The sequence below is a fragment of the Thermofilum sp. genome, from assembly GCA_038741495.1.
Lineage (GTDB): Archaea > Thermoproteota > Thermoprotei > Thermofilales > Thermofilaceae > Thermofilum.
This window is the reverse complement of sequence record JAVYKX010000002.1, coordinates 94,112-111,535: the sequence shown is the minus strand read 5'-3', so window position 1 is coordinate 111,535 and position 17,424 is coordinate 94,112. Positions and strand designations below refer to the sequence as shown.

Annotated in this window: 17 protein-coding genes, 1 rRNA gene and 1 pseudogene; 14 read left to right on the top strand and 5 right to left on the bottom strand. The window is 55.0% G+C overall.

Annotated elements, in window-relative coordinates; translation table 11 throughout:
* Nucleotides 1–19: 19 nt before the first annotated feature.
* The 3 genes and pseudogenes from QXU72_05270 (at nucleotide 20) to QXU72_05260 (ending at nucleotide 2,408) form a co-directional block, all read left to right on the top strand.
* Nucleotides 20–1,012 (top strand): annotated as a pseudogene (locus QXU72_05270) (NAD(P)/FAD-dependent oxidoreductase).
* Nucleotides 1,013–1,223: 211 nt separating this feature from the next.
* Nucleotides 1,224–1,340: ribosomal RNA gene (rrf, locus tag QXU72_05265) — 5S ribosomal RNA — on the top strand.
* Between the two features lie 36 nt (nucleotides 1,341–1,376).
* Nucleotides 1,377–2,408: a Gfo/Idh/MocA family oxidoreductase gene (locus QXU72_05260; GenBank protein MEM0494663.1), complete on the top strand. Its 1,032-nt coding sequence runs from the start codon at nucleotides 1,377–1,379 to the stop codon at nucleotides 2,406–2,408.
* Here the strand turns inward: QXU72_05260 and QXU72_05255 are convergent.
* A complete protein-coding gene (locus QXU72_05255; protein ID MEM0494662.1) occupies nucleotides 2,402–3,391 on the bottom strand; it encodes a hypothetical protein in 990 nt (329 codons plus the stop codon). The two genes, QXU72_05260 and QXU72_05255, sit on opposite strands and share 7 nt — an antisense overlap.
* A 46-nt stretch (nucleotides 3,392–3,437) precedes the next feature.
* On the opposite strand from QXU72_05255, the gene QXU72_05250 reads away from it, so the two are divergent.
* Complete coding sequence (locus QXU72_05250; protein ID MEM0494661.1) at nucleotides 3,438–4,007, top strand: CBS domain-containing protein; 570 nt, start codon at nucleotides 3,438–3,440, stop codon at nucleotides 4,005–4,007.
* A gap of 15 nt (nucleotides 4,008–4,022) precedes the next feature.
* Here QXU72_05250 and QXU72_05245 read toward each other — a convergent pair whose 3' ends face one another.
* Nucleotides 4,023–4,415, bottom strand: a complete 393-nt coding sequence (locus QXU72_05245; protein MEM0494660.1) for a hypothetical protein — start codon at nucleotides 4,413–4,415, stop codon at nucleotides 4,023–4,025.
* Between the two features lie 464 nt (nucleotides 4,416–4,879).
* Between QXU72_05245 and QXU72_05240 the strand changes: the two genes are divergently transcribed.
* Together QXU72_05240 and albA are read left to right on the top strand one after the other, a co-directional pair.
* Nucleotides 4,880–6,472, top strand: a complete 1,593-nt coding sequence (locus QXU72_05240) for a PINc/VapC family ATPase (GenBank protein ID MEM0494659.1) — start codon at nucleotides 4,880–4,882, stop codon at nucleotides 6,470–6,472.
* 111 nt (nucleotides 6,473–6,583) lie between these two features.
* Nucleotides 6,584–6,865 (top strand): DNA-binding protein Alba, encoded by a 282-nt coding sequence (gene albA, locus QXU72_05235; GenBank protein ID MEM0494658.1) that lies wholly within the window; start codon nucleotides 6,584–6,586, stop codon nucleotides 6,863–6,865.
* A gap of 5 nt (nucleotides 6,866–6,870) precedes the next feature.
* Here albA and QXU72_05230 read toward each other — a convergent pair whose 3' ends face one another.
* On the bottom strand, nucleotides 6,871–7,260 hold the full coding sequence (locus tag QXU72_05230) for a cren protein (GenBank protein MEM0494657.1): 390 nt from the start codon (nucleotides 7,258–7,260) through the stop codon (nucleotides 6,871–6,873).
* Between the two features lie 40 nt (nucleotides 7,261–7,300).
* A complete protein-coding gene (locus QXU72_05225) occupies nucleotides 7,301–7,723 on the bottom strand; it encodes a hypothetical protein (GenBank protein MEM0494656.1) in 423 nt (140 codons plus the stop codon).
* 69 nt (nucleotides 7,724–7,792) lie between these two features.
* Between QXU72_05225 and QXU72_05220 the strand changes: the two genes are divergently transcribed.
* From QXU72_05220 to QXU72_05205, 4 genes are read left to right on the top strand one after another with little or no spacing between them, the layout of a single operon-like run.
* Nucleotides 7,793–9,073, top strand: a complete 1,281-nt coding sequence (locus tag QXU72_05220) for a hypothetical protein (GenBank protein MEM0494655.1) — start codon at nucleotides 7,793–7,795, stop codon at nucleotides 9,071–9,073.
* Nucleotides 9,074–9,125: 52 nt separating this feature from the next.
* A complete protein-coding gene (locus QXU72_05215; GenBank protein MEM0494654.1) occupies nucleotides 9,126–9,761 on the top strand; it encodes a hypothetical protein in 636 nt (211 codons plus the stop codon).
* A 16-nt stretch (nucleotides 9,762–9,777) separates the two neighbouring features.
* The gene (locus tag QXU72_05210; GenBank protein ID MEM0494653.1) at nucleotides 9,778–9,990 is read left to right on the top strand and encodes a hypothetical protein; all 213 of its coding nucleotides are present in this window, start codon (nucleotides 9,778–9,780) and stop codon (nucleotides 9,988–9,990) included.
* Nucleotides 9,959–12,352 (top strand): AAA family ATPase, encoded by a 2,394-nt coding sequence (locus QXU72_05205; protein ID MEM0494652.1) that lies wholly within the window; start codon nucleotides 9,959–9,961, stop codon nucleotides 12,350–12,352. Before QXU72_05210 ends, QXU72_05205 begins: the two co-directional genes overlap by 32 nt.
* 277 nt (nucleotides 12,353–12,629) lie before the next feature.
* Here QXU72_05205 and moaA read toward each other — a convergent pair whose 3' ends face one another.
* Complete coding sequence (moaA, locus tag QXU72_05200) at nucleotides 12,630–13,616, bottom strand: GTP 3',8-cyclase MoaA (protein MEM0494651.1); 987 nt, start codon at nucleotides 13,614–13,616, stop codon at nucleotides 12,630–12,632.
* Nucleotides 13,617–13,793: 177 nt separating this feature from the next.
* On the opposite strand from moaA, the gene QXU72_05195 reads away from it, so the two are divergent.
* The 4 genes from QXU72_05195 to QXU72_05180 are packed head-to-tail and all read left to right on the top strand — an operon-like array spanning nucleotide 13,794 to nucleotide 17,423.
* On the top strand, nucleotides 13,794–15,053 hold the full coding sequence (locus QXU72_05195) for an ABC transporter substrate-binding protein (GenBank protein MEM0494650.1): 1,260 nt from the start codon (nucleotides 13,794–13,796) through the stop codon (nucleotides 15,051–15,053).
* 4 nt (nucleotides 15,054–15,057) lie between these two features.
* Nucleotides 15,058–15,819, top strand: coding sequence for an ABC transporter ATP-binding protein (locus QXU72_05190; GenBank protein ID MEM0494649.1), 762 nt, complete (start codon nucleotides 15,058–15,060; stop codon nucleotides 15,817–15,819).
* Between the two features lie 5 nt (nucleotides 15,820–15,824).
* Nucleotides 15,825–16,532 carry an ABC transporter ATP-binding protein gene (locus QXU72_05185; GenBank protein MEM0494648.1) on the top strand — a complete coding sequence of 236 codons (708 nt, stop codon included), beginning with the start codon at nucleotides 15,825–15,827 and terminating at the stop codon, nucleotides 16,530–16,532.
* A gap of 12 nt (nucleotides 16,533–16,544) precedes the next feature.
* A complete protein-coding gene (locus tag QXU72_05180) occupies nucleotides 16,545–17,423 on the top strand; it encodes a branched-chain amino acid ABC transporter permease (protein MEM0494647.1) in 879 nt (292 codons plus the stop codon).
* The last annotated feature ends 1 nt before the right edge of the window (nucleotide 17,424 follow it).

Sequence of the window (17,424 nt, the reverse complement as noted above, 5' to 3'; positions counted from 1 at the left end):
GCCGCGATCCCCAATGAGATATGACGCTGTAGTAGTCGGCGCGGGTCCAGCTGGGCTCACGTTCGCGAGGTTTCTCGCCGCGAAGGGTTATAGAGTGGCAGTTCTTGAGAAGAACGAGCAGCTTGCCGTGAAACCTTGCGGCGAGGGCATTAGCGCCAGGGTCCTGGAGACGGCCGACATACGTCAGGGCGACGCCAGCAGGTTCATTTCCAGAAAGATTCGCGGTGCTCTAGTTGTTGCACCTAATGGTAAGGGTGTAGAGATCTCGCAGGCCCTGGGTATGGGCTACATTATCGATAAGAAGAATTTCCTCAAGGTTCTAGGCGAGTACGCGGCAGATGCTGGTGCAGAGATCTACATGAAGGAGCAGGTGCGCGACGCGAAAGTCACTGAAGGAGTTGTGAAGGTTCACGCGAGAACGCTAGAGGCCGAGGCACGCCTCTTGGTGGGAGCAGACGGCTACATGTCGTTCATATCGAAGAGATTTGGCCTCGAGAATCCCGGTGAGAGGAGGATTATACCCACCGTGCAGTACGTCATGACTCACGTCGCGATGCCGGACCCCGACTTAGCCTACTTCTATCTCGGAAACGAAGTCGCTCCTAAGGGTTACGTGTGGGTATTCCCAAAGGACGGCACCCTAGCTAATGTGGGGATCGGCGCGCAAGGCGTATCACCTAAAGCTTACCTCGACAAATTCGTGAAAAATCACCCAGAGTTTTTCAGCAAGTCCAAGATACTTGAGTTTCGGGGTGCAGCAGTCACTATCGGCGGCATGCTCAGGCGAGTAGTTGCCGACCATGTGATGCTCATCGGTGAAGCAGCAGGGCAGGTCATACCTGTTACTGGGGGCGGCATTCACGCCTCCATTGCGGGTGGTAGAACCGCTGCAGAAGTGGCGGCTAAGGCTCTCGAAGAGGGGGATCTCTCGGAGAGGAGCTTGCAAGAGTACAGAAGACGCTACGACGAGCACTGGGGGAGAAGAATACGGGACAGCCTGAAAGTGCTCCACGTAATAGAGAGACTCAGCGATGATGAGTTAAACCAGCTGGCCGAGCTGCTCACCCCCGAGGACGTTGTGAAGCTGGCGAACGGAGAGGATGTGGCAAGAATAGCTGTGAAGTTCTTGAAGCACCCGATCTTCAGCATCAAGCTCGCGCAGGCGCTGCTATCTAGCTGACCCGCAAGTAAAGTTTTTAAAAGAGATGCTTTTCACATTTTCCGGTTCCGGCCATAGCGCTCCTGCCACGCCCGCACTCGTCAGATCGCGGAAGCTAAGGGGAGCGCGCCGCTCCGAGTACTGGGGTCTGCGGCCCCGGGAAAGGACGGTGCCGGAACCATTTTCTATCAGGTGTTTGGTAGCGTACTGATCCCAGATGAGTGTAAGCGTAGCAGTCGTAGGTGCGGGACGGTGGGGCGTTAACCACGTTCGAGTGCTCTCGGAGCTTCGAGGATCTAGAATAGAGAAAGTTTACGTGGTGGACGAAAACCCCTCTAGAGCCAGAGAGGTAGCGGCAAAGTACCAGTGCGATGGCTGGTTTACGAGCATCTCGGATCTCGTGGGATCAGGCCACAAGGTGGATGCAGCCGTAGTTGCGGTCCCCACTGCCCTGCACTACAGCGTGGCCGCGGCAATTGTTGAAAAGATGGACCTCCTGGTGGAAAAGCCCCTTGCCGCAAGCCCGGAGGAGGGATTGGAGCTCGTCAAGCGGGCCCGGAAAGCTGGAAAACTGCTCATGGTGGGGCACATCGAGCGCTTTAACCCCACAGTCCAAGAGGTAAAAATCAGAGCCGAAGAGCTTGGCGGGCCCCTCTCGATAGAGGCTAAGAGGCTCGGACCAGGTCCCGCTAAAAGCTATACTCTGAACTTGGGTGTTGCACACGACCTCCTCGTGCACGACGTAGATGTCGCAAATTTCATCATTGGCGCGCCCCCCACCAGAGTGTACGCTATCACCGCTAGGCAGGAGGACTACCCATACGAGGTGGAAGTGCAGGCGCTGTACGAATACCAGGAAGGCGTTACAGCGTTCCTCGTTGCCAGCTGGAGAAGTGAGCCCCACTACAAGCACAGAAGTCTGACTGTCCGCACCCCCTCCGCCCTCATAAGAGCTGACTACATCCTGAGGAGAGTGGTTATCGACAACGGCCTTCTGAAGAGACCACTCACCTACACCGAGACAAGCTACCACTCCGAGAGCAGCCTGCTTGAGATCTCATACCTCCAGCCCGAGCCCCTCAAGCTAGAACTTCTGAATTTCATAGACTCGATAACCGGGCGTTCAAAACCCGCGGTGACCGGCGTCGACGGCTACGTCGCGCTCAAGTGCATCGTAAAGGCGGTGGAAGCCTCGGTTAAGCGGCACCCAGTAGAGATCGAATGGAGCGAAATCAGCTCCCTCTACTGAGAAGCTTCCGGCCGGAGACAAGTCTTGACGCTTAAGCTCAGCAGCCCCCTCAGGACACTGCAATCGCTCAGCATAGTAGACCTTGCAGCGGCGAACGTGGGTAGGTGCTCGCAGAGACCCTCCCGGCTGAGCAAAACCAGAACTGCCTCGAGAACCGCCGGGAATCGCCATCTGGGGACCACACCCCTCGCACCCACAACGCGCATCTCCTCCCTGGAAAGCACCAGCCTAACGAAGTGCGCGGACCCGCCGAACCCCATCTTCACGCTGGACTCCCCTCTCTGCTCGCCAACCTCGAAGAACACATCCTCCCCCGCATCGATAGCGATCAAGCTAGGAGCAGGCGCGTACCGCCGTCCCACAACCTCTAGCGCGGCAGCTGCGGCAAGGCTCTCTACAGCCTCGTCGAGAAAAGCTCGACCCGAGAGCCTGACGGTGCTTCCCTCAACCCTCTCGATTATAATCTCCGGCTCCACCGAAAGCTCGCTAAGCAACTCCGCCGACTCCTCCCGGCTAAGTATGCCCGCGCTCGCGATCATGTCGGCAAGAGCCGATGATATCTCGCTACTCGCAAAGAACTCCAGCCTATCCCCTGCCAGAACCCTCCTCTCCCGGGAATCAGCGCAGAGCGCAAGCTGCACTCCCAGCGGTGATGGAGGAAGACTCACTCTCCTCTCACCTTTCAAGTCCTCCAGGAGCGATAAAGGAAGCTGGGGTTCTTTGACTACCACTCTGACGCTGCAGGCGCAATCCCGCATACTCGACGGGTAGACTAGGTCCCTGATAAGACGGCCTGAAAACCTGACCCCCTCTCGCCGGCCTCTCAGGAGCCCGCAGAGATATCTAGGCGATATAACCGGGCTGGCAGGCTGCTCAAGCACTATCGCCAGCCTGGGCGAAAGCCTCCTCAGCCATAGCGCAACCGTTAAAGCCAGATAGCCCCGACCCTCGACGCACACGCTTCTCACTATCGACGCATTCACGGCACCATAATGCTTAATTCAGCATATATCGCTTTACACCTTCGATATGCCGATTCCAACGCCCGAAGAGCTGCGGATGCTTAGGCTGAAAACAGGTCTAACTCAAGCTGAGGTAGCTCGAAGAGCCGGCGTGAGCCAGTCACTCATCGCGAGGATCGAGTCAGGTAAGGTCAACCCTAGGGTATCGACCCTTATGAAGATTTACCAGGCTCTCTCAGAGCTCGTAGAAGACGAGCTCACCGCTCGAGACATAATGTCGAGCCCTGTGATCTATGTCGAGCCACGCACGCCTCTCGTGGAGGCGACGCGGATCATGTGGGAAAGGGGGTTCAGCCAGCTTCCGGTTCTCCAAGATGGTGTGAAGAACGTTGGAACAATCTTCGAGGACGATGTGCTTCACGCTTTCCTGAGGGAAAGTAGGCGCGCAGCCAACCTGACGGTAGCCGACGTGATGTCCGACCCGCTGCCCCTCGTGAATGCTGAGACGAGAATCGGCAAGGTAACCCGGCTGCTCTCTAGGGGTATCCCGGCCGTCCTCGTGGAGAGCGACATGCGCATAGTAGGCATAATAGCGAAGAGCGATATCGCGAAACTTCTCCTTGGTAGAAGCTTGTGAGGAAAACGCCGATATCTACGCAGGTCTAACGATTACCCGCACACGGTACCTCGTGTTGGGCTTATGCCCCCTCTTGACCAGCTTGTTCTCGCTAACTAGCCGCGACACGTAAGTCGAGATAGCTGTTATCTTCAAGCCTGGAATCTCCTTAGCTGCGATGTTGTAAAGATCCTTAAGCGAGAACCAGGTGCCATCGCCAAAGTTCTCGGCGATTACACGCCATATCTTATCTTTAAGCGATACAGGCTCCTCGTAAGAAGACCCCGCCTCAGCGCTACCTGCATCTCGCATCTCGCGAAGAACCCGCAAGAAATGTAGAACCTTCTCCTCACTGACATCCGGCCCTTCGATACTGAGTGATACTCGTTCCCCGCTAGGAAGAGTATCCTCTATGCGTACCTTAGGCATTCACCTCACACTACTTCCTAGGGGTTTAATTGACTATCCTGCACGATAGACAGCTTCGTGGAAGATGTATAATCTACGAAAAATCTCTGTTCGTGCATAGAGATTCATTCTCCATCGTAGATGATGAACAGAGAAAAAATCTTCTGAATAAATGGCTCATCGTCGTTTTTCGCGCTAACTCCACCGCTCCAGTGGAAAAAGAGGGGTTATTTAAACCCCCTTTCTCCCAGAGCCTTTCAACAGATCAACGTGTATAATGCAGCAGAGCACTGTGCGGTTCGCTGCCACCCCTCTATTTCCACTGAAATCTTCTAGAACAGAGATCCTTGAGTACTTCTACTTTCAACTCGATTATACTTGAAGGTTCAGAGAAACCGCATCGAGTGGAAACTAAGGGGTCTGGACGGCTACGGGAAATCACAAAGCTTAATTCGCCGTTCTCACCCGCGTCGTCAGAAGTAGAAGTGATCGGGATCGAAAGTAAGGTGTATGTTCCAGACACCTCAGCTATACTGAGTGGAGCGCTGCGTGAGGCTCTTGAACGAGGCGAGATAGCCGGTAGGCTTCTCGTCCCTGTGTACTACATCAGCGTTTTCGAGGAGCAGGCCAGAAGGGGCAGCAGCTCGGGCGTTGCCGGCTTGAGAGAGTTAAAGCTTTTGAAAGAGACTGCCGAGCGCTTGCAGGAGCTGGTTGAGCTGGAATACGTCTATGAGTCTCCCGAGGTCGCGAGGGCGCTTCGCCCCCAGGACCCGGACATCGTGGCTAAGCTCCTGGCAGCCGAGAGCGACGCGGTCTTGGTCACCGCTGACGAGGTTTCAGCTGAAGCTGCCCGCGCTATGGGTTTGAGAGTCATTTTTCTCAAGAAAGGTGACAAGAACGGCTTCTTCCTTGAAAGGCTGTTCGACGCTGCAACCATGTCCGTTCACCTCAAGGAGGGAGCGCCGCCTAAAGCTAAGCGAGGTCTCCCAGGAAAGTGGTCCTTTGTCGAGCTAGGGAGCGCGCCGCTCACGCGCGAGGAGCTCGAGGAGTACGTTAGGCAGATTCTTGAAAGAGCAGGCTCTTCACCCAACTCTTTCATCGAGTATGATAGCCCTGGGGTCACCATAGTGCAGCTGAACGAGTACAGGATCGTCATAACGAAGCCGCCCTTCTCCGACGGCTACGAGATAACTGCTGTGCGTCCTGTTGCCAAGCTTTCGCTCGAGGACTACAACCTACCTAGGAAGCTTGTGGAACGTTTAGAGCAGCAAGCGGAGGGTATACTCATAGCAGGCGCTCCGGGCATGGGGAAGACTACTTTCGCTCAAGCTCTGGCGGAGTACTACTTCAGGAAGGGTCGAATCGTCAAGACTATCGAGTCCCCGCGCGACATGCACCTACCCCCCGAGATCACGCAATATTCGAAAAGCTACGCTACCTCGGAGGAGATACACGACGTGTTGCTCCTTTCGAGGCCAGACTACACTTTCTTCGATGAAATGCGCGATACAAAAGACTTCCAGCTCTACGCCGATCTGAGGCTCGCGGGCGTCGGGATGGTCGGCGTCGTGCACGCCACAAGCCCGATCGACGCGATCCAGCGCTTTATCGGGAGGGTGGAACTGGGAATGATTCCTTCGATAGTCGATACTGTCATATTCATAAAGAACGGGAACGTCGAGAAGGTGTACTCCCTCGAGACAACCGTCAAGATACCTCACGGCTTAAAGGAGGAGGACCTCGCCAGGCCGGTCGTTGTCGTGAGAGATTTCCTAACCGGTGAGGCTGAGTATGAGTTGTACGTGTTCGGTGAGCGGACGTTCGTGGTCCCGATAAAGAAGCACGGTAGCCGGGTGAGCATGGAGGAGTACAAGCTTAAGAGTGCCGTAGAGCGCGCGCTGCAGAGGTTTATCGGGGATGGAGGAGGCTACGAGGTCAAGGTTGACAGCTCTTCGTCACTAGTAGTGGTCGAGCTCAGCTTGGAGCAGTACAACTACATAGCTGGGAAGCCTAGGCGGAAGCTCGAAAGGATAGTCAGGAAGTTCGGGTACGAGCTGGAGCTGCGCCCCGTCTTCTAGCGAGAAGAATAGGTCTACTTCTCCGCCATTTTCCTCGGGCAGGGGCGGTCGGCTACTCAGGTAAAGTTTAAAAACCTCTAGCAGTGGTTGTGGCGCTAAGCGGTGAGACAAATGAGCTTTCAGGAAGGCAGCGTACTAGTAGGAAACAAGAGCGCCATGAACTACGTTCTCGCGGCAGTCATACAGTTCAACCAAGGCGCCAAGCGCGTCCTGATTAAAGCGAGAGGCAGGGCCATCTCCAGAGCTGTCGATGTCGCTGAGATTGTGAGGAGCAGGTTCCTCAAGGACGAGGTTGACATAACCAACGTGCGCATCGGCAGCGAGCAGGTCGGCGAAGGCGACAAGCGCAGAAACGTCTCCACCATAGAGATAGTCTTAGAGCGTAAGAAGTAAACCGCCTACTCAGCTTCCACTTCGAGCCGGTCCAGTAGTTGAGGTTTCTCTCGCAGATTCACTATAGGTACTGCGACGTAGCCCGGTTTAATACCCTTTGAAACCTCAACGTACTCTCCGCTCTCATCGGATCTATAGAGCAGGTAGTTCCCCGGCAGCTCTTTCTCCGATATTACGTAGTAGAACATGGGCACGCCGTAGAGCCTGTAGTAGTCGCGGAAAACTATGAACACTCCATACACGTGCTTCCCCTGCTCTGCAAAGTGAATCAAGTAGGAGGGGTGGCCCATAGTCATCGTGCTGCCGACAAGTCTGGCCAGGTCACCCAGAGCCCTCAGCTTCAGGGGGATCACGCGCCCCATCTGCTCCGTCAGGCTTGCATGTTCCGCTGTCACGCGACTAGAGGGTGAGAGGCCTAGAAAAAGCTACTGCCTGCTATTCGACAGCTTCACCGGTTGCAACGCGAAGCTTAACCGTGTCTCCTGGCTGCAGCCTTGAGAGGTTTTCGAAACCCTCCACCACCTCTCCAGCCTTGAACAACTCGATCCCCTCCGGCACCAGGGGCTCTGTGAGGATGGCTAGGCAGCCCAATTGGTAAGCTACTAGCACATCTCCCGGTTGGAAGCTTCTGTAGAGACTGTGTTCGTGGCGGAGGCTGGCTGGCACTTGAAACAGCAGCAAGCCGCCGCGCTTGGACACTCGCGTGATGGTGCTCCGAATCTTTACCAATTCATCAAAGTTGAACGGGATAACCTCTCGCCGAATCCTAGCTACGGCTAGCTTAGATCCCTTGTATTCTACGTAGAGCAGGGCCTCGTCGCGCGCCGCACGCATGCCCGTCGGGCTTTCGCTTCTCACATGGCTACTGCGATCTTGCAGATAAAAGGCTATTAGTGCCACTACTGCTTCATTCGCGGTGGGGCGCTGGTGATCGACGAGTATAGGAGGAAGTACGCGTACGCGGAAGATTACGGTACAAGCCACTTTAAGTTCGGTCCCGTTGCGGAGAGACCTTACGTCATAGAGAATAGAGGTGTTATCACGTCGGAGCTCGAGTCGAAGGTTCTGCTAGAGCTTTTCGGAGTTTCTAAACCCATCGTTGTGGGAGAGGAGGTTTCCCGGTACCTGCCCGCTGTGGACACAATGGGTCGCGCTCTCATATACCCGATGCATGATGGTCTCGTGGAGAGAGGTAACGAGCGGGCCTGGGCTGTCATCAAGGAGATAACGAGGTACGGTTTCGAGAAGAGTTTGAAGGAGATGAAGAAGGCTCAGGACTTCGATGGCTTTTACGTTACAGCTGCCCTCTCAGCTATAGCTCCGAGGCACATGTATGAGCGGTTGTTCGACATTCACGCGGAGCTTGACAAGGAAGGCCGCTACGTCAAGGCAGTGACGATAATCCCCCAGCCGCTCGCCGTGGCGATTGCTGAGAAGATCACGGAGTGTATCGTGGTGGAATCTGGCCACGGCAACACTCAGGTTACACCTATCGTCGTTTACCCGGTGCGCGACGCAATAACGGTGCTTAACCGGGGAGGAGCCGAGGCCGACGCTATCGCCGCGGAGATTTTACGGGACCTCGGCTACGAAGACCGGGCCAGGGAGGAGAAGTTCGTAAGAATGTTCAAGGAGAGCGTGGGTCTCGTGCCGAGGGACCTTGACCTCGCTATCGAGAAGGCTAAAAAAGAGCCGGAGCGTTTCCGCGTGGTGTTCAAAGTCCCGCGAACTACGATTGAGATAGATATGGGTTCAAACTCGTGGATGCGCTTCCTCATAGGGGAGATAATCTTCGACCCTAATCACGAGATCTACGAGAGTTACTACAAGCGAGGCATGCCGAGGCCTAGAGACACTGTGGTGGGGGACCAGAGGCTTCCGGGCACTCTTCCGCTCATCGACGCGATAAGATACTCAATCGGCAGGACAAGCTTCGAGGCTCAGCAGCAGATAAGAGTGGCTATACTCAGCGGCGGTAACTTCGCGTGGAAGGTCCCGCAGGGTTTAGAGGACGTAGCTGTGAACTCTGCGGAGAAAGTTGCCCTACAGCTGAGGCAGAAGGGGCTGGACTACACTGTGAAACTTGTATCAGATCCTCTCTACTCGGTTTGGAAAGGGGGCATTGTGTATAGCCTGGCTGTACCTGATACGATTGAGTGGAACTGGGGCCGGATGGAAGGCTGGTACAAGAGAGGAGTCCACTATTAAATTCGCGACCAGCATGCTTAATTAGCTACACACACGATTAATTTTCAGAAGAATGGCGCGCGTACTGTCGAGGTACAGGGTGCTTGCCGCGGTCAAAAGCTACCTCGAAAGCAGAGGTTGCAGAGTCGAGGAGCTTGAAGACCAAACTTTAGTATGCTACTCAAATAGCGAATCGATCGCTGTCAGGATTGTTCTCCCAGCTTCGTCCAGCGGGGTTCTCGAAGCTGTGTGGGAAGCATCAGCGGGATGCCGTCCCCTCTCGTTCGACCGCGTATACATCGCGGTGCCATCAAACTTCCTGAGAAGAATCGCAGGCAAGAGGATGACTATGCTTCGCGATGTTCTTGAAGGGTACCACAAGGTTGGGCTCCTAAGAGTCGGCGACGAAGGGGCTGTTGAGGAGGTTCTACCCGCTCCACTTAGGCGGGGCGAGCCACCGGGAGCCGGCCTCTCAAGACCCACCGGCCTACGCGAACACGAGCAAGCCCCTCAGCGTAGCGTTCCTGACGCTTCGGCTGCCCTCCCGCAAGGGCAGCGGATCCAGTTCAGCAGTGAGCGAGCGGGAGAATCGGCTTCTCAGGTTTCCACACCCCCCAGCGCTTCAAGCATACCTGATGATTTGCCCGAGTTTGCGCGCAACAATCCATGGTTTATGATCTTCAGCAAGCGGGGAGTGGATAGCAAGTAGCTGCCGAGGCGATCTTATGCATCGTGAGAGATACATGGGAGTTAGCGTTGAGCGAGTGCTGCGAGAGGTACTCCGGAGGGAGCTCTCCGATGATCCTGAGGCTTTGAGGCTCGCGGAAGAAATCCTTCAGGCGTACGTGACCAGAGGGCGTAGGGGGGTTAAGCAGCTAGTAGAGGCGATGCTAGAGGGAGAGCCGCGTGCCGGTGCTGCTGAAGAGGGTGGAGATTGAGGGATTCAGGTACTTCGCCCAGAAAGTTTCACTCGAGCTAGACCAGGGGTTAACTGTAATAGCTGGACCCGTAGGCTCGGGTAAGAGCAGCCTTCTCTCCGCGGTGTCCTACGCGCTTTACGGGATGGAGCCGGGGCTGCGGAGAAGATTTTACGCTAAGAGCGATCTTATCAATGCGAGAAGAGATAAAGCGCGCATAGAGGTAGTGCTGAAGCACGGGGATAGCGTTCTCAGCATAATGCGAGAGATCTCCAGGGAGCATAAGGAGTACGCGAAACTGGTTCTGCCCGACGGGCGGGTAGTTAGAGGTAGCGGTGCGGTCAGGGAGTACGTGGAGAGTTTACTGGGGTTAGATTTCGAGGAGTTCTACCGGACTGTGCACCTAAGTTTCGCCACCCTTCTTCTACTCGCCTACGGAACACCTGAAGCCAGGAGCAGGGTCCTCGATCGCTTGCTGGGTCTAGACTCCGTGGCAGGGCTCGTGAAAAGCATTCCAGTAAGGCGGGTGGAGTCCGAGCTGGAAAAGTTGAGAGGCTTGCTTTCCGCAGCTGAAGAGAACTTGCGCAAGCTGGAGCTGCAGTACGAGTCCACGTCCAAGGAACTCGCCAGGCTTAGATCTCAACGTGATGAGCTGCTCGGCAAGCTGTCAGCGATAAAGGTTGAGTTGGAAAAACTTGAGGGTGCTAAGAATGAGTTTGAAAAGCTTCAGGCATCAATCGCTGAGGTTTCGCAGATACTCCAGAAGTTGAAGCAAAAGATTGGGAAGGGGGGTTTCGACGAGTACACACTCGCGTCTCTAGCCGATGATTTAAAGCACAGGCTCCTGAGGGCTGCTGAGCTTCTTCCTGTGCCTGCCTCCGTTAAGGAGAAGCTTGAGAAAGTTGATCCAGCGAGCATGAACCTGAAGCGGGTCTACGAGGCGCTAAAGGAGGCTCACAGCGCGATAGTCGACGAGTTTGATAGAGGGCTAAGAGAGGTGGAGGCCGGGAAGGCTGTCGAGGTAAACGAGTGTGAGCTCAGGTTAAAGCAAGTCGAAGAGATGCTGGTGAACCTCGAGGTACAGGTTCGGGAGTTTGAGGACCTGAGCGAGCGGCGTGAGAGAATTCTTTCGGAGGTAGGGTCCGAAGACAAGCTGCGCTCCGAGATTTCAAAGCTCGAGAGAGAGTACGAGAGGCTTAAGGAATTAGTACTCGAGGGCAGAGCCGCCGGTATCCTGCGGAGACGAATTGTGGAGGAACTTAGACTTAGAGGCGAAACCCGGTGCCCTGTCTGTGGCAGCGAGCTCGATAAAAGCTCGGTAGAGAAGCTTGAGCCGCGGATCAGGGAATCTGCTGCAGAGCAGGAGTCCGAGCTGAGATCTAAGGAGGAGAAGATCCAGCGATTGAAGAGAGTCTTATCGGAGCTGCAGGAGATCAAGGCTAGGCTTATCGAGCTGGAGGAGCCTGTCAGCAGGTACGAGGAGCTCGAGAGCTTGAGGGAGAAGTTGAGTAAGGAGTGCGAGGAAGTCAGAGAAGAGCTTGAGAGAGCTAGACAAGAGTACAAAGCCATCGAATTTCAGTTGAGCAGGGCTGGCAACCTGCTTCTTCAACTGCGAGAAGGTGTCGAGAAGCTTGACGCCGCAAGGGAGATCGAGAGCCTCGAGAAGACACTAGAGGACAAGCGGCTGCAGCTCGAGCAGCTGCTTCCGCAGAAGCGCAGGTATGATGAGCTGGAGAGGCAGTTCAGGGATCTGAGGGAACAGTTGAGAGGTATCGAAGCCAAGATCGAAGCGCTGGAGAGCATGCCGCTAAAGCAGCAGCTTGAGGAAGCTGAGCGCGAGTACCGCGAGCTAAGCGAGAATCTCAAGAGGGTTGAAAACCTCCGGAAGAATCTCTTAGCGGTTCGGAAGGCTATGCTGAGGGCGCTGGCCGACCTCCGCGAGGAGAGAGTAAGGAAAATAAGCGACACCATGAATCTTCTCCTGAAGTCGATATACCCTTACTCGGATATTGAGGAGGTGAAGCTAGAAGTCGAGGAGGTTCGAGGCCTGAGAAGCACCTTCAAAGTTGCAGTGAAAGTCGGCGGTGAGTGGACACCCTTTACTGCGCGGCTGAGTGATGGGCAGAAAACAGTAGTTATCTTAGCCTTATTGACGTCGATCTTCAAGCTTCTACCTCACAATGTTGGTTTCATGCTGCTAGACGAACCACTACCTAACGTAGACGAGAGAGTTAAGCTCACCTACATGCAGAATATCTTCAAAACCGCCGGCGTCGACCAAGTCGTAATAACTACTCAGGCTGAGAGACTGGCAGAAGCTCTCCCAGAGGCGCGTGTGGTGAGAACGATGGAGCTCGTCTCTTCCGCAGGCCAGGCGCCCTGAAACCGCATAAACTTAAAAGTAGTTTGAAATGCACAGCACAGGGATGATGATAGTAACTCTGCGCAGATGTGTGATGTTGCGAGCAGCCTCTGACCCAGAAGGTGAGCTCTCGTGACGCTGTGGTACTTGAAGTGCGAGGTTTGCGGGTCTCAACGCACGATGAATGCAGGCTTTAATCTCTACGAGTTTAAGAAAGTGTACTTATACTGTAAAACTTGCCAGCAAAACACATTCCATATAGTTTTAAAGCATGAGGACTAGGTCTATTTTAATCATTTTAAAGCTCGCGCGGCGGTCCTAGGATCTGTCCATCCGCGGTTTTCACGACACCGTTCTCTAACCTGAAGTAAGGTTCGCGAAGAGAGTTCGCCTCTATCAAAGCTTCCTCTAGTTTCTCGAGCTTTTCATCCTCGGGTAGCTTGGAGAGCAGAACGTCTCTCACGCTGATCGCAGGGTTATCTCTGTAAAGGCAAACCTTCAGCTTGCCATCATGAGTGAATCTCACTCTGCTGCAGCCAAGACAGAAGCTGGGGTTCAGGTAGTTTGCGATAACCTCCACCTTTACACCCGTGTCGAGAACGTAGACAGGGCGGTTGTGCAGTTCGCGGCGCCCGCTGCTAACAGACCTCTTCTCGAGGTGAGGAAGCACCATTTCTACCGGCATGTACAACTCGCTAAAACCGTAGTGCCCCTCTCCTAGCGGTATGAGCTCGATAAGATTCACGTTAACCCCCTTCGAAGATGCAAAGTCTAGAAGGCGTGGGACTTCTCTCGCGTTGAGCCGGGTCAGCACGAAGTTGAGCTTCACTCCTAGACCCGCATCAATAGCGGCATCAACTCCGGCAAGCGCTTTAGAGAGGCTATCCCTCCCCGTGAGGAGCTTATAGGTATTTCTCTCAAGGGAGTGAAGGCTCACGTTAACTCTAGAAACGCCTGCCTCAGACAGCCTTGAAGCATTCTCAACCAGGAAAAAGCCGTTAGTCGTGATAGAGACTTCAAGATCTTTCTTCCCCAGACTAGACAGCTCTTCAGCGATCTCGACTATGTCGCGGCGCAGCAGCGGTTCACCACCAGTCAACTTGACCTGCTTAACTCCCAGCGAATAAGCTGCCTGCACCATTAGCCGGAAGTGCTCAGGCTTAAAAGTGAAGGTCCCCCCGAGCGGCTCCCCTTCCCTATGGCAAAACAAGCAAGAGTAGTTGCAATCGTGCGTAACTGTCACGCGAAGGTTGCTTAAAGGCCTTCCGTACCGGTCGGTAAGCACAGCGATGAGTATTAGATGAAAAATCTAATAAGCGTTATTCTCGATCGAGTATAACGCTGGCAGCGGTAGTCTACTTTAAACGTTGCTGATAACCTTTAACTAGTGACTCGTTGAGCGGTTACAGAACCGTTGCTTCGGAGACGCAACTCTTAAAATAGACGCATCAAGCGGCGCGCGATGAGCGGAAGAACGTTAAGAGGATATGCCGGCTGGATAGCTGCTCTGATAGCTGCCTTGTTCCTCGGATACATGCTCGGAGCGCTACTGCAGGCAGCGCCACCGCGCCAGAGCGAGGGCACCGTTGAAGTTCCCCTTGGAGCGCTGCTACCGCTCACAGGAGACCTGGCAAGCTTCGGCAAGAGAGAGCGTCAAGCTCTAGAGCTTGCTGTGCGAGATGTGAACGATTTTGCGTCACGTGTGGGATCCCCGTACCGGTTCAGGCTGATTGTGGAGGATACCCGCGGAGACCCTGAAGTCGCTCGGAGCAAGATACAGGTTCTCTTCGCGCAGGGGGTGAGAGCAGTGGTAGGCCCTCTAAGCAGCAGCGAGGTTTCAGCGGTAAAGCAGTTTGCCGACTCTAACAAGATAGTCGTGGTTAGCCAGGGGTCTACGTCGGTAGCGCTGGCAATCCCGGGAGACTATGTCTTCAGGCTTGTTCCCACCGACAAGTTCCAGGGTAGAGTTCTGGCGGAGCTCATCTGGCATTTAGGGTACAGAAAGGCTGCGGTTATCTACAGGAATGACGCGTGGGGCCAGGGGCTTTTCAGCTCATTCAAGCAAAACTTCGAATCTCTGGGCGGCAGAGCTGAAGGCGTAGCATACGATCCCAGAGCGCAGGATCTGTCCGCAGAGGTCGCTAGGCTCGCGGACATAACCTCCGGTTTCGGCAGCCCGACAGCAGTGATAATGATATCGTTCGAGGACGATGGAGTGAATATTATTCGCCTAATGTCCAGGAACCCGGTATTCAGCGGAGTGGTGCTGTTCGGCACAGACGGGTCCGCTCTCTCCTCGAAGTTCATCGAGGAGGTGGGAGAGGAGATATTGAAGTTCGGCGGAAACCCCAGCACGAACTATGTTCCAGCGAGTAACCAGCTGCAGCAGAATTTCATCAGAGTCTACAGGAGCTTGTACGGTGAGAACCCGGACGTCTACTCGATGAACGCCTACGACGCGGTGTGGCTCATAGCTCTCTCGGTTATCCTAACAGGGTCCTACGATGGAGAGATCATCGCTAGGACCCTACCGCTCGTCGCTCAGCACTACTACGGCGTCACCGGCTACATCCCTCTTGACGAGAACGGCGACAGGGCTTACGGCGACTACGGTATCTTCGAAGTTAGACGGGGTCCCGAGGGCTTGCAGTGGGTTATGACGGCGATTTACGAGATCACGAGTGGAAGGCTCCTGCCGGTTAATGCTACGAGCGGTGTATAAGGGGATGAGGGGGCCGCTTCTCGAAGCGCTCCAGGTAAGCAAGAGTTTCGGAGGCTTTCGAGTACTCGAGAATGTTTCAACAAGTGTAAGCAGAGGCCGCTTGACCCTGCTTGCTGGACCGAACGGTAGCGGTAAAACCACTCTACTGAACATCCTGAGCGGAGTGCTGAGCCCCGATGGGGGGAGGGTGCTTTTCAAGGGAATTGACGTGACTGAGCTTCCCCCTCACGAAAGGTTTAGGCTCGGCCTAGCTAGATCTTTCCAGACCCCGCTGCCCTTCCGGAGCCTAAGCGTGCTAGAGAACCTGCTCGTCCCGCTGCGTTTCTACGAGGAAGAGAAGCCCCTCAACATGCTCCTGAGCCGCTCTTGGATCCGGGAAGAGGAAGAGGCCCTGGAGAGAGCCTGGAAAATCCTAGACCTGGTAGGCTTAGGAGAGGTGTGGGATAAGCCAGCTGGAAAACTTAGCGGAGGACAGATGAAGCTGCTAGAGCTTGCCCGCGCACTTATGGGGGAACCGGATGTGCTTCTCCTCGACGAGCCACTCGCGGGGGTAAATCCCTCGCTTGCTCGAAGGATAATGAGCAGTCTTCGGCGCTTAGCGGGCGAGGGTCTGGGCGTACTGTTCGTGGAGCATCGACTCGACATAGCGCTGAGCTACGCCGACTACGTTTACGTGCTTCACAGAGGTGTGGTAATTGCCGAAGGGTCCCCCCAAGAGGTTGTAGGCAGCCCCCGTGTCCTATCAGCGTACCTGGCGGCAGGCTGATCCGAATGCTGGTGGTTGATGACCTTTCCGTAGGGTACGGCTCAATAGAGATAGTTCACAGGATCAGCTTCAAATTATCTCGAGGCGAGATCCTGGCGGTCGTCGGGCCGAACGGCAGCGGAAAGAGTACTCTCCTCAAGGGGATCTTCGGACTTGCGAGAGTGTTCAGAGGTGCCGTGAAGTTCAATGGTAGGGAGATAACTCGAGAGCCCCCCTACAGGAGGGCTCTGCTAGGCATGTCTTACCTTCCACAAGTTGGGAGTACGTTTGAGAGCCTTAAGGTTCGCGAAAACTTGCTCCTAGCAGCTTCGACGCTGCCCCGAAGCGTCGAAGAATCGAGGTTGAGCGAGGTGCTGGAAATCTTACCAGAGCTGAAGAGCCTCATGGACAGAAAGGTGAGGACGCTGAGCGGGGGAGAGCGGCAGATGGTCGCCCTGGCGATGAGCCTGCTTCACAGGCCACAGCTTCTTCTGCTCGATGAGCCCACTGCAGCTCTAGCGCCGAAGCTAGCTTCGATGCTGCTCCAAAAGGTTAAGGAGCTCAACGAAAACCTCGGTCTAACCGTAATGCTCGTCGAGCAAAATGCCACAATGGCTCTCAGAGTGAGTAGTCAGGCACTTCTCATGGTCTCGGGGGAGGCGAAGTTTTTCGGCCCCTCAGAAGATCTTCTGGAGAACGAGGACCTAGGTAAAATGTACCTCGGGCTTGGGTGACCTTTCTTGCTAGTGCTTGTCGAGGCAGCAGCTTACTCTAGCCTTTTAGCTCTATCCAGCCTAGGCCTCGCTCTCTGCATTATTACTACCCGGGTCAGCAACTTTGCTCACGCGGACTACATGACCATCGGGGCTTACGCAGCCCTCATTACGAGTGTTGTGATGCGCGTACACCCTTACGCAGCCCTCCCAGTGTCGGCGCTACTGGGGGGGTTAGCAGCTCTAGCCTCCTACCTCCTGGTCTTCGAGCCTCTGAGAAGGCACGGCCTCGTTACCCTCATGATTGCTTCCATGGCTCTAGACGTCATCATCAGGGCTCTGCTGAGCATCCTCGCAGACTACCTGCAGGCTAGCCTAAGCGTGTACTCCAGAGGTTTCATCTTCAAAGACATCACTGTAGAGCTGGCCGGCTTTAAGGTCGAAGGCTACCCCTTAGCTGTAATGTTCGTCACCACCTCCGCTCTGGTATCCCTCTACCTCCTGCTATACCATACGAGAGTCGGTGTGAAGATGCGCGCAGTCGCTGAAAGCGCGGAGCTGGCAGAGACTCTCGGAATAAACACTAAGCAAATCCTGGCGCTAAGCTGGTTCCTGGCGGGTGCTTTCGCCGGTCTCGCGGGCGCGATGATACCGTACAGGTTCGTTGTGAGCCCGGATACGGGGAGCTTCATACTCTTAACGCTATTCGCCGCGGTGACTCTGGGAGGCCTTCAAAGCCTTCTAGGCAGCATCGTTGGGGCTTACGTGATAGGATTTTCCGAGAGCGCACTCGCATACCTTCTGGCCTCCATGGGCCTCAGTACAGCGTACAGGCCGCTGCTCGCGTTCTCCGTCATAGTCGCTACTCTGCTTGCGCGGCCAAAGGGCCTGGCATCGATCTGGGAGAGGTGAC

Coding starts and splice junctions, on each gene's coding strand:
- QXU72_05260 (MEM0494663.1), top strand. CDS start 1,377: ATGAGTGTAAGCGTAGCAGTCGTAGGTGCGGGACGGTGGGGCGTTAAC.
- QXU72_05185 (MEM0494648.1), top strand. CDS start 15,825: ATGCTGGTGGTTGATGACCTTTCCGTAGGGTACGGCTCAATAGAGATA.
- QXU72_05210 (MEM0494653.1), top strand. CDS start 9,778: ATGCATCGTGAGAGATACATGGGAGTTAGCGTTGAGCGAGTGCTGCGA.
- QXU72_05250 (MEM0494661.1), top strand. CDS start 3,438: ATGCCGATTCCAACGCCCGAAGAGCTGCGGATGCTTAGGCTGAAAACA.
- QXU72_05245 (MEM0494660.1), bottom strand. CDS start 4,415: ATGCCTAAGGTACGCATAGAGGATACTCTTCCTAGCGGGGAACGAGTA.
- QXU72_05190 (MEM0494649.1), top strand. CDS start 15,058: ATGAGGGGGCCGCTTCTCGAAGCGCTCCAGGTAAGCAAGAGTTTCGGA.
- QXU72_05215 (MEM0494654.1), top strand. CDS start 9,126: ATGGCGCGCGTACTGTCGAGGTACAGGGTGCTTGCCGCGGTCAAAAGC.
- QXU72_05195 (MEM0494650.1), top strand. CDS start 13,794: ATGAGCGGAAGAACGTTAAGAGGATATGCCGGCTGGATAGCTGCTCTG.
- albA (MEM0494658.1), top strand. CDS start 6,584: ATGAGCTTTCAGGAAGGCAGCGTACTAGTAGGAAACAAGAGCGCCATG.